6 protein-coding genes are annotated in these 11799 nt (G+C 68.9%); 1 reads left to right on the forward strand and 5 read right to left on the reverse strand.

Translation table 11 applies throughout. The features are described from left to right. Positions 1-22: 22 nt before the first annotated feature. The 4 genes from NYP07_RS08845 to NYP07_RS08860 all read right to left on the reverse strand — a co-directional run bounded on the left by NYP07_RS08845 (position 23) and on the right by NYP07_RS08860 (position 7132). Complete coding sequence (locus NYP07_RS08845) at positions 23-2263, reverse strand: DUF6445 family protein (protein ID WP_268149490.1); 2241 nt, start codon at positions 2261-2263, stop codon at positions 23-25. Positions 2264-2270: 7 nt separating this feature from the next. Continuing rightward, a complete protein-coding gene (locus NYP07_RS08850) occupies positions 2271-3269 on the reverse strand; it encodes a cupin-like domain-containing protein (protein ID WP_268149492.1) in 999 nt (332 codons plus the stop codon). Between the two features lie 4 nt (positions 3270-3273). Beyond that, positions 3274-3969: a SapC family protein gene (locus NYP07_RS08855; protein ID WP_268149494.1), complete on the reverse strand. Its 696-nt coding sequence runs from the start codon at positions 3967-3969 to the stop codon at positions 3274-3276. Positions 3970-4087: 118 nt separating this feature from the next. Next, the gene (locus NYP07_RS08860; protein WP_268149496.1) at positions 4088-7132 is read right to left on the reverse strand and encodes a TonB-dependent receptor; all 3045 of its coding nucleotides are present in this window, start codon (positions 7130-7132) and stop codon (positions 4088-4090) included. Between the two features lie 626 nt (positions 7133-7758). Here NYP07_RS08860 and ppc point away from each other — a divergent pair. Continuing rightward, on the forward strand, positions 7759-10545 hold the full coding sequence (ppc, locus tag NYP07_RS08865) for a phosphoenolpyruvate carboxylase (protein ID WP_268149498.1): 2787 nt from the start codon (positions 7759-7761) through the stop codon (positions 10543-10545). Positions 10546-10558: 13 nt separating this feature from the next. Here the strand turns inward: ppc and NYP07_RS08870 are convergent, their stop codons facing one another. Then, a complete protein-coding gene (locus NYP07_RS08870) occupies positions 10559-11797 on the reverse strand; it encodes a hypothetical protein (protein ID WP_268149500.1) in 1239 nt (412 codons plus the stop codon). Positions 11798-11799: the final 2 nt, after the last annotated feature.

The raw sequence follows: 11799 nt of genomic DNA on the forward strand, positions 1-11799 counted from the left end.
AGGGCCACCGCAACCCGGGTTCTCAGGGCCGGCGGCTCTTGAAGAAGGCGTTGATGGTCAGTCGGCCCAGGCCGGCAAGATAAGCCGCCCGATGGGCCGCCCAGCGGATGTCGCCGGAATGGAAGATGCCGCCGTCGTAGAACACGGCACGGTTCCAGCGGGCCGGCAGGCGGCCGATGACCTCGAAGTAGCGGTTGCTCTCGGTCATATAGCCGGGCGCGATTTCGTACTTTTCGCCGAAGGCGCTTGCATCCAGCGTGCCAGCATCGCGCAGGAACTGCTGCGTGTCGGCATCGGACATACGCGAGCGGAATAACACGGTGCCGCCCAACTGTTCGTCCTGGAACAGGTAGTGCACGCACGCGGCGATCATCTCGCCCGGCCCGACGGCAGAGTCGTCGCGGTGGCAGACGCGCTGCAGCGGGTTCAGCGTGGCAGCCTCCTGCGTGACACGCGAGAAGCGGCCGGACAACCCCTGCGTCTGCCCCGCCCCTAGGCGAGCGCGCAAGTGCTGGTCAAAGTAGCCGCCCAGCACGCCGACAATGCCGTGAGGCAGCGCCAGCTGCGGCCCCGGGTAGGGATGTCCGGCCGGCTGCTGGAACTGGGCAGCCCGAGCGTCGGCCAGCGCCACCAGGGCCTCCGGCTCCAGCGCAAAATCGTCGACGACATGGACCGATGACCCGTCAGCCAGCTGCACGGTGCTGATCGTGGCCGCCGGGTTGATGCGCAGCGCGGGCGGGGTTGCTGGCCTGGCGCTTGGGTCGATGCAGGGCGCAGGGCAGAACTGCTGGATGAACTGCTGGTGCCTGGGCAGTTTCATCAGCGTGCGCGCCACGTCCTTGCGGATGCCGCCGAGAAAGTCGGCCAACGTGCGGTCGTCCATGTTGCGCGTGATCGGGTGATGGCTGGCGGGCGGGATGCCCTGCCCCATCATGACCTGCACCCAGGAGTTCTCGGCGAAAAGTTCGCCCTGCCGCAGCGCAATGCGCGCCGTGTCGCGGAAATGCTGGATGCGGTGCCTGAGCAGCGGCGGCACGTCCATGTCGCGGCAGCCGCGCCAGAACGGCGAATCGCTGCGGTGGGTGACGTGGTAGTGCAGGATGATGAAGTCGCGGATGACCTCGATCTGCTCGCGGGCCTGGGCGTTGTATTCGTCGACGTCGCTCTGGCGGATGCCGTCCGACGGGAAGAGCTCGATGAGGCGCGTGAGGCCGCGCTGGATCAGGTGGATGCTGGTGGACTCCAGCGGCTCCAGGAAGCCGCTGGACAGGCCGATGGCGACGACGTTCTTCTTCCAGACGACCTCGCGCTGGCCCGGCTTGAACTTGATGACGCGCGGCTGGCGCAGCACCTCGCCCTGCACATTGGCCAGCAGCGCGGCCCTGGCCTCGTCGTCGCCGATGTGGCTGCTGCTGTAGACGAGGCCGTTGCCGACGCGGTGCTGCAGCGGGATGCGCCACTGCCAGCCCCAGGGGTGGGCGATGGAGCGGGTGTAGGGTACGGGCTCGCCGACGGACTCGGTCTGCACGGCCAGCGCGCTGTCGCAGGGCAGCCAGTGCGACCAGCTCTCATAGGGCACACCCAGGGTCTCGCCCAGCAGCAGCGAGCGCATGCCGGTGCAGTCGATGAACAGCTCGCCCTCGACCAGCGCGCCGTTGTCCAGCGCGATGGCGACGATGTCGCCGCTGCCCTCGGCCGTGTGGACCTTGACGATCCTGCCCTCCAGGCGCTGCACGCCCAGGGCCTCGGAGAAGCGGCGCAGGTACTGGCCGTAGAGCGTCGCGTCGAAGTGGTAGGCGTAGTTGATGCCGTTGTCGGGCAGCAGCGCGAAGCGGTTGTCGAGGCCGGCGCGCAGCTCCAGGCAGTAGTCGCCGTAGTCGCTGGCCAGGCCGCGCCTGCGCCCCTCCAGCCAGAAGTGCTGGAAGCCGGCCGTCCAGTGGCCCTTGCCGGTCTTGCCGAAGGAATGGAAGTAGTTCTCGCCGACGTCGCGCCAGTTCTCGAAATTGATGCCGAGCTTGAAGGTGGCCTGCGTGGCCTGGATGAATTCCTTCTCGTCCAGGTCGAGGATCTCGTGCATGAAGTGCAGCGTCGGGATGGTGGCCTCGCCGACGCCGACGGTGCCGATCTCCTCGGATTCGACCAGCCGGATGTCGAGCTGCCGGCCCAGGCATTTGGCAAGGCCGGCGGCCACCATCCAGCCGGCGGTGCCGCCGCCGGCGATGACGACGCGTCGAAGGGGCTGGGGGGCGGAGGTCGTGGTCATGGACGGGCTATCGGTTGAGTCGGTTGCGCAGCGCCGCGCGCAGCTGGCGGGCACTGTCGTCGTTCAGCGGCGCGAGCACGCCGCGTGCCGCGGGCGGGATGTGGGCCGCGGTCCGGTCGTCGGCGTCGAAGACGTAGTGGTCGAACAGCGCACGCCAGGCCTCGCGCTGGGCCGGCGGCAGGTCGCGCAGCGACAGCAGGGCCATCATCAGCGTGTTGAGCGGCGTGTCCATGAAGGCGGGCGACTGCCGCCACCAGAAGTTGACCAGCGCGCTGATCGGCTCCAGCGCCTCCACGCCGTGCCACCACTGGCTGGGGATGAAGAGGGCGTCGCCAGGCAGCAGCTCGAAGGTCTGCGCGTGCCGGAGCGCTTCGGCATAGCGCGGGAAGCGTTCGAGGTCCGGCCGCGCCGCGTCGACGAGGCTGACGGGCTGGCCGGCGGGCGTCAGGTCCAGTGGGCCGACGTAGAGGTTGGCGACCTGCTCGGGCGGGAACAGCGTGAAGCGGCGCCGGCCGGCGACGACGCAGGCGATGTTGTCCGGCAGGTCGAAATGCGCCGGCACGCGGATGCGGTTGCCCAGCCACAGGCTGACCAGCGGGTCGCGCACGCCGAGGTCGAGGGGGTTGTGCTGGCGCAGGCCGGGGAAGGAGCCGTCGAGCTCGGTGGAGCCGAGGTAGAGGGCGTCGGGCGAGCCCGCCAGCAGCTCGTCCAGCAGCCCGCCGAAGGGGCCGATCTCGCGCTGGAAGTTGAAGCCGTCGAAGGCCTCGTTGTAGAAGAAACGCCCGCCGATCCCGGGCGCGCCGCGCCACAGGCCGACGCGGGTCTGGGCGCCGAAGCCGCGCAGGTAGTCGCAGAAGGCCGCGTCCGAGCGCCGTGCGGCCTGCACCAGCGGCCAGTGGCCGACCAGGCCGCGCAGCAGCATGGGCTGGCCGGACTGCCGCACCTCGGCCGGCACGGCCTTGGCGCTGATGTCGCTGATGTCGCTGATGTCGCTGCGCTCGATCATGGCGTCAGGCGGCGCGGGCGAGATGGCGGCGGATCAGCTTCGCCAGATTGGACAGCGACGCGATCGCCATGTAGATGGGCTGCAGATAGTCGGCCTGGTGCAGCAGGCCGATGGTGTCGGCGCTCAGCGCGGCCAGGCGCTCCTCGTTGATCATGTAGAAGCCCAGCAGCTGGCCGCGCGAGCCGTCCGGACGCTCCACGTCGAGCACGAAGGATTCGAGCAGCTCGTGCGCGGTCAGCGCCTGCACGAACTCGGGCATGGCCTGCAGGCCCTCGTGCAGGGTGCGCAACACGGAGTTCGTCCGCTCGAGGTGATCGCTCATGCCGCCGTGCGGCAGGAACAGGGCCTCACCCTGCGCGCCCTGGCCGATGCGCGGGCTGGCCATGTCGACCATCATGCGCAACTCGTCGCCGGCGATGCCGATGGAGAAGGGCATGCGCTGCATGGACAGCGGCAGGTAGTCGGCATCCCAGCCGGCCTCGGTCAGGAAGAGGTTCTCGCCCTGCTCCAGGCCGAACAGCGCCACCGGCAGGAAGCTGCCGCTGCCGTCGGGCTGGAAGACGATGGGGTAGTCGGCCTGCAGGCTGCGGAATTCATCCGGCGTCACGGGCGCCGACATCACGTCGTCGCCCCAGGCTGCGCCGCGCTCGGTGATGACGCGCAGATCCTTGTGGGTGATGTTGTTGAGCAGTTGCAGCATGGAATTCGGGCGTGAAGAGGGCGTCGGCCGATTCTGACCGCGCCCCTCGTGCAGGACGGCAAAAGCGCCCGGCACCCTGCCCCGGGGGGCATGGGCGCCGGGCGACCCGCGGCTTCGCTCAGAAGCGGTAGCGGGCGCCGATCAGGTAGCGGCGGCCGGTCTGGATGGCCGAGATCAGCTGCTCCTTGGCACGGCCGTGCTGGCGGATGTAGCCGTCGTTCAGGTTCAGCAGGTCGGCCTGGATGGTCAGGCTCTTGCCGAGCTTGTAGCCGATGGACATGTCCATCTGGCCATAGGCCTCGGTATAGACCGGGTTGTTGCCGGCGCCGTCGAACTTCTGCGCCAGGAACTCGCCGCGCCAGTTGTAGGCGCCGCGCACCGACCAGGTGTTGTCTTCATAGAAACCCACCAGGTTGGCCGAGTTGCTGACGCCCGGCAGGGCCGACTGCACGTCCAGGCTGGTGTTGTCGTACTTCAGGCCGGTCTTCACCCAGGTGTAGTTGCCCGAGATGCCGAAGCCGCTGTTGCCGAACATGTGCTGGAAGTTCAGCTCCAGGCCCTTGATGTTGTCGCCGGCTTCGTTGGACGGCTTGGTGACCGTGAAGTTCAGCAGCGGGTCGGTGGGCTGACCGGTGATGGTGCCGAGCACCTCGGCGTCCGTCAGCGCGCTGGTGGCCGTCACGCCGGGCTGGCCGCTGTAGTTCCTGAAGATGTAGTTGCGGATGCACAGCGGCTGCGGGTTGGCGCCGCAGGCGGCCGCACCGGCCTTCCAGTAGGCGCCGCCGATCGGCGTCGTCAGCCCGGGCACCGTCATCGTCGTCGTGGACGTGCCGATGAAGTTGCTGACCTTCTTGTAGAACGCGCCGATCGCCGCATAGCTGGACTTGGCGTAGTACCACTCGGCCGACAGGTCCAGGTTCTTGGACTGCAGCGGCTTGAGCGCCGGGTCGCCCGTCGAGCCGGTGCCGCCGCCGGCGTTGGCCACGGAGTTGAAGTTCACGCCGCCCTGCAGCTGGTCCCAGCCCGGCCGGCCGATGTTCTCGCCATAGCTGGCGCGCAGCTTGACGTTGTCCGCCACGTCGGCATCCCAGTCGATGCTGGGCAGCCAGTAGGAATACTTGCCGGACTTGCTGCCGAAGGTCGTGCCCGCATTGCCGAGGTTGACTTCGTTCTGCGTGCCCCAGCTGCTGCCCGAGCGCGCCACCACCTGCGAGGATGAGTCGACCTTGGTGCTCTCGTAGCGCAGGCCGACCGACACGTTCATCGGGATGGCGGTGTCGAAGGCATGGTCCCACTGGCCGAAGAAGCTGGAGGACTTTTCCGTCGTGCGCCAGTCGTTGCCGCTGGTGTAGTCGGGCGACGCCGAGAAGTAGGCCTGGGCCTGGGCCTGGGTCAGGCCGCGCGAGGCCATGATGGACTGGATGGCCGCCGCATGCAGGCTGTTGAAGTCGGCCAGGTAGAAGTTCTGGAACAGGCGCGGGTCGTTGTGGCCCGGGATCTGGCTGAAGAAGCCGCCGAGGTTCTCGGTATAGAGCTTGACGTTGGCGTAGTCCTTCTTGACGCCGACTCCGCCCCAGTCGTTGTTCTGGTTGTTGTAGCCCGCGGCGCGGTTCTTCACCTTCGTGAAGCCCAGGCCGGCCAGCAGCTTGTTGTCGGCGTCCAGCCGGTAGGTGCCGCGCGTCTGGAACTGGTCGACCGTCTGCTCGGCCATGTTGTTGACGAACTGCGACCCCGTCAGCTGCAGCTTGCTGGCGTCCATCGTCGTCGTCGGCAGGCTCAGGATGGGCAGCTTCTGGTCGTAGTAGGCGATGGCATTGCCCTGGTTGAACAGGCCCAGGTCCATCGTCGAGTAGGTGCCGTAGGGGCTGTTGGGCTTGGTGCTGGACGTGGAGTGGTGGGCGTCCAGGTCGATGGACAGCGCATTGCTGACCTTCCAAGCCGTGTTGAAGCCGGTGGAGCCGAGCTTGGACTTCTCGCCATAGGCTCCGGAGTTGATGGCCAGGTCGTGGTCGCCGTTGGGCCACAGCGCGGTCTGGACCAGCGGCGAGGCGACCGGGCCGCTGGTGAAGGTGGTCGGGCCGAACGAGAAGTTGAACCAGCTGGACAGCTCGGCGTTCTTCTTGCTCAGCGTGTTCGTCGCCATCGTGTAGTCGAGCGTGAAGCGCAGGTCCTTGCTCGGCGCGAACTGCAGCGTCATCTGGCCGTTGAAGCGTTCGCGCTCGATGGCCGTCAGCGAGTAGCGCATGTCGACCGAAGTCGAGTACAGGCCGGTCGGTCGGTTGGTGATCGGATCGGTGCCGGTGGCGGGCTTGGCCGGGATCGTGCCCCAGTCGGTCTGCGACGGGTTGAAGGTGCGCCAGCCGCCCTGCGTGTAGGCCATGTTGGAGCCCGAGTCGCGCTTGGAATAGCTGCCGCTGATCGCGATGCCGATGGTGCGGTCGGCGAAGGTGTCGCTGTAGATGCCGGAAACCTCGGGCGTCACGCTGCTGCCCTTGAAGGACTCGGGCAGGCGGCTGTTGGAGCCGTCGAAGTTGGCCTTGACGCCGATGCTGGCCACGCGCTCGCGCAGGTCCAGCGGGCGGGCCGTCTTCACGTTGATGGTCGCGCCGATGCCGCCCGTGGGCGATTCGGCGCGGCCGGTCTTGTAGACCTCCAGCGCCGAGATCGAGTCGGACGACAGGTTGGAGAAGTCGAAGGCGCGCGAGCCGCTGGCGCCCGCGTTGAGCTGGTTGATGGTCGAGGTCGGCATCTGCCGGCCGTTCAGCAGCACCATGTTGAAGTCGGGGCCGACACCGCGCACCGTGACCTTGGAGCCCTCGCCGCTGGCGGCGCGGTCGATGGACACGCCGGCGATGCGCTGCATCGACTCGGCGAGGTTGGTGTCGGGGAACTTGCCGATGTCCTCGGCCACGATGCCATCCACCAGGCCACGCGACTCGCGCTTCAGGTTGACAGCGCTGTCAAGCGACTTGCGAATGCCCGTGACGACGACGGTCTCCAACGATTGAGGGGCGGGGGCTGCGGCTGGGCCGGCCTGCTGGGCCTGGGCATGCACGGCCGCCGCGCCGGTCAGCAGCGCGAGCGAGGACGCCCATGCGACGGGCTTGAGTTGCCGGGCCTGCCAGGACACGCGCCGCGCCTTGGAAGTCTGAGGGTGTTTCATTTGTCTCCTTGATTGCTTTGGCGGCCCAGCGGCTGAGCCGGTTGAGGACAGCTGGATGGCTTGCGGATGAACTGGTTGGTAGCGTTAACAACGCGCTCCAAAAAAAGAGGTGCCACCTCAAGCGCCGGGTCGTACTTTAATTTTTTTTCCCCGCCGCCCACTGTTGGGGTTTACGCGGGTTGATGATGGCGGATTTGCGCTTTGCGCCACAGTGTTCCGCTGCGCACTCGCAAAAAATGACAGCGCTGCCATTTTGATGGCATACTGAATTTCTTGCACGAGATGGTAGCGATCTCATGTCTGCTCCTGCGCGCACCGCTCCAAGCCTGCCGCGAGGTGGCCCGCGGCCATCGGCCGGCCATTCGCTACGGCAACCCATCCGCCTGCAGGCAATCCCTCCCCGCGGCACGCCGCCGGCCGCGCCGTAGTTTCGCAATGCGGGCTTCGCCATGCTCGAAGCCGCTGCCGCACCCCCGGTCCCACGGGGTGCCGCGCCCCTGCGCCCTCGCGATGCCTGCCTCGAACCCGGGGATTGGAGGGGCCGCCCGGACAAGGAAACTGCTAGAGTCATATTTCGGTAACTCAGTTACCTGCTCTGCAGCAATTTCCTTCCCGGACGCTCCGCCATGCCTCCTCGCGCCGCTCCCGCCCGCTCCGAAGTCGACAAGAACGAACCCCTGGTGGCCGACATCCGGCTGCTCGGCCGCATCCTCGGCGACGTGATTCGCGAGCAGGAAGGCCGCGAGGCCTACGAGCTGGTCGAGCGCATCCGCCAGCTGTCGGTGGCCTACCGCCACAAGCACGACAAGGAGGCCGGCAAGCGCTTCGACAAGCTGCTCAAGAGCCTGTCAGGCGAGCAGGCCGTCAGCGTCATCCGCGCCTTCAGCTATTTCTCGCACCTGGCCAACATCGCCGAGGACCGCCACCACATCCGCCGCCGCGACGTGCACGAGCGCGCCGGCAGCGTGCAGCCCGGCTCGCTGGCCTATTGCCTGGAGCATCTGCACGAGGCCGGCATCCGCCCCACCGAGATTGCTGAGGTGCTCAAGCGCGGCTTCATCTCGCCGGTGCTGACGGCCCATCCCACCGAAGTGCAGCGCAAGAGCATCCTGGACGCCGAGCGCGCAGTCGCCGCGTTGCTCGAAGCGCGCGACCGCGCGGGCACCGAGCGCGAGCTGCGCGAGGCCGAGGCCCTGCTGCGCGCCCGCATCACCCAGCTCTGGCAGACGCGCATGCTGCGCTACTCCAAGCTGACCGTGGCCGACGAGATCGAGAACGCGCTGTCCTACTACAACGCGACCTTCCTGCGCCAGATCCCCAAGCTCTACGCCGAGCTGGAAGAGCACCTGCCGGGCGAGCACCTGCCCAGCTTCCTGCGCATGGGCCACTGGATCGGCGGCGACCGCGACGGCAACCCCAACGTCGGCGCCGCGACGCTGTGCCAGGCCATGAAGCGCCAGGCCGAGGTCGCGCTGCGCCACTACCTGACCGAGCTGCACGAGCTGGGCGCCGAGCTGTCCATCTCGCTGCGCCTGTCCGGCGTGTCGCCCGAGATGCAGCTGCTCGCCGAGCGCAGCCCCGACCAGAACGCCCACCGCCTGGATGAGCCCTACCGCCGCGCGCTGACCGGCATGTATGCCCGCCTGGCCGCCACGCTGCATGCGCTGACCGGCACCGAGGCCCTGCGCCACGCCGTCGCGCCGCAGGACCCCTACGTCAGCCCCGAGGAACTGCTGGCCGACCTGCGCACCATCGAGGCCTCGCTGAAGGCCAACCACGCCGAGGCGCTGATCGCGCCGCGCCTGGCGCCGCTGATGCGCGCCGTGCAGGTCTTCGGCTTCCACCTCGCGACGCTGGACCTGCGCCAGAGCAGCGACCAGCACGAGCTGGTGCTGGCCGAACTGCTGGCCGCCGCCCGCATCGAGGAAGACTACGCGGCGCTGGACGAAGCGGCCAAGCGCGCGCTGCTGCTGCGCCTGCTGAACGACGCCCGCCCGCTGCGCGTCATCGGCGCGAGCTACACCGACAAGACGCAGTTCGAGCTCGCCACCTTCGAGGCCGCCCGCGAGGCCCTGGCCCGCTTCGGCCGCGAGGCGCTGCGCCACTACATCATTTCGCACACCGAGTCGGTCAGCGACCTGCTCGAAGTGGCCCTGCTGCTGAAAGAAACCGGCCTGCTGCGCGGCACGCTGGACGGCTACGCGGCCAGCGACCTCATCATCGTGCCGCTGTTCGAGACCATCGGCGATCTGCGCATCGCGCCGACCATCATGCGGGAGTTCTACGCGCTGCCCGGCGTGCGCGGCCTCGTCGACCGCAGCGGCGGCGAGCAGGACATCATGCTGGGCTACTCCGACAGCAACAAGGACGGCGGCATGTTCACGTCGTCCTGGGAGCTCTACCGCGCCGAGATCGCCCTCGTCGAGCTGTTCGACGAACTCAAGCGCGCGGCCCCCATCACGCTGCGCCTCTTCCACGGCCGCGGCGGCACCGTCGGGCGCGGCGGCGGCCCGAGCTACCAGGCCATCCTGGCCCAGCCCCCGGGCACCGTGAACGGCCAGATCCGCCTGACCGAGCAGGGCGAGGTCATCGCCTCCAAATACGCCCACCCCGAGATCGGCCGGCGCAACCTCGAGACGCTGGTCGCCGCCACGCTGGAGGCCACGCTGCTGCACCCGACGCAGAGCGCGCCCAAGGGCTATCTGCAGGCCGCACAGGCGCTGTCGGACGCCAGCTTCGCCGCCTACCGCGGCCTGGTCTACGACACGCCGGGCTTCGCCGACTACTTCTTCGCGAGCACGCCCATCCGCGAGATCGCCGAGCTCAACATCGGCTCGCGCCCGGCCTCGCGCAAGGCCACGCGCGCCATCGAGGACCTGCGCGCCATCCCCTGGGGCTTCTCCTGGGGCCAGGCCCGCGTCGCGCTGCCGGGCTGGTGCGGCTTCGGCTCCGGCGTCGAGACCTTCCTCGGCGAGGAGCCGGCGCAGCGCGCCAGGAACCTGGCCCTGCTCAAGCGCATGCTCAAGGGCTGGCCCTTCTTCCGCGCGCTGCTGTCCAACCTCGACATGGTGCTGGCCAAGACCGACCTGGCCCTGGCCGAGCGCTACGTCGAGCTGGTCGAGGACAAGAAGCTCGGCAAGCGCATCTTCGCGGCCATCCGCGAGGAGTTCGAGCGCACCCAGGCCGCGCTCAACCTCATCACCGGCGACGCCAGGCGCCTGGCCGCCAACCCCTCGCTGGCGCGCTCCATCGAGCACCGCTTCCCCTACATCGACCCGCTCAACCACCTGCAGGTCGAGCTGATGCGCCGCTACCGCCGCACGCTGGCGGACGACCCAGCCATGGAGCGCGTGCAGCGCGGCATCCACCTGTCCATCAACGGCATCGCGGCGGGGTTGCGGAACACGGGCTGACCATCGGCCGGAGTCAATGCGGCGCCGACGCCGCGCCCGCCATCAGGAGGGCTCTCGCGAAGCGAAGCTCTCCCACCCGTTTCATGTTCACGGCCTGCCGCCCGATGGCCTTCATGCCGGAACAGCTCAGGCTTTCCACGGCACCCAGGCTGCCGCCGGCGAACGCCTGCAGCACACGCTGCCTGTCCTCGGGCGACAGGCCCCGGCCGCCGTGGGCCAGGCCAAGCCGCTCCTCCAGCGAATAAAGCGCGCCCGCCTCGTTCACGTCCCGAGCGAGGTCCGGCATGCGCTGCACGACCCGCCCGCACAACTGACGCAGGTTGGCGTCGCGCAACGCATTGGCGCGACAGGATCGGCCGACCAGCAGCAATGAATCGTCCAGCGTCGACGCCGCATCGATGCCGACGGCCGCCACGAGGGCGCTGACCTCGGCCAGCGTCGGTTCGTCGCCGACGACCTCCAGCACAGCTTCGCCGAGCGGTCGGGTGCTGCCCGACAGCCGGGAGCGTTGTGCGATCTGGAACAGCGCCTCGGAAACGCCCACCGCATCTGCCCGGTCCTGGCTGTCGGACAGGCGCAGCAGCCAGGGCGAGGCATCACCCGGATCCATCGCCTCCAACCGTTCCAGGCTCAGGGCCGCGCAGGCCGCGGGCTCGGGACCGGGCGCGGCCAGTTCCGGCGTGGCGATGCCGCTCGCCGCCAGGGCCGGCCGCAGGCCGTTGTGCCGCATGACGGCGGAACGGTAGTCACGGTCCTTGCGGCAGGCCCGGAGCGCCAGGCGATAGGCTTTCCAGTCACCGCTGGCATGCGCCAACCGGGCCGCGCCTTCCAGATCGCCACGCATGACGGCCGCCGCGACGCGCTGGCTTGTCGTTCCGGCGCTCAGCCGCCCGAGCACCTCGCCCAGCGCGTTTTCATACTGCTGGTCCATGGCCTGCGCCCAGGCCGGCCTGGGCTCGCCGCTGCCGCGCTCCCGCTCGAACTCGCTGCGCTTCACCGACCCGACGCCGCAGATCTCGACGAAGTCGCCGTCCGGGCCGGGCGCCGACGACGCATCCATCGCGGGCCCGGCCGCGCTAGCCGCCCGGGCCGGACTGGCGCTGGAGGCAGGCGCCGCCTCCTGAGGCAGCTGTGCGGCGACAGGCACCGACGGCGGGACCGCCGCCAGGGGCCGCGGCGCCGGCCGCAGCAGCAGCACGCACACCACCGCCAGCAGCAGACCCGGGCCGAAGACGAGCCAGCGACGCTTCAAGC

The sequence above is a fragment of the Pelomonas aquatica genome, from assembly GCF_026712205.1.
GTDB lineage: Bacteria > Pseudomonadota > Gammaproteobacteria > Burkholderiales > Burkholderiaceae_C > Pelomonas > Pelomonas aquatica.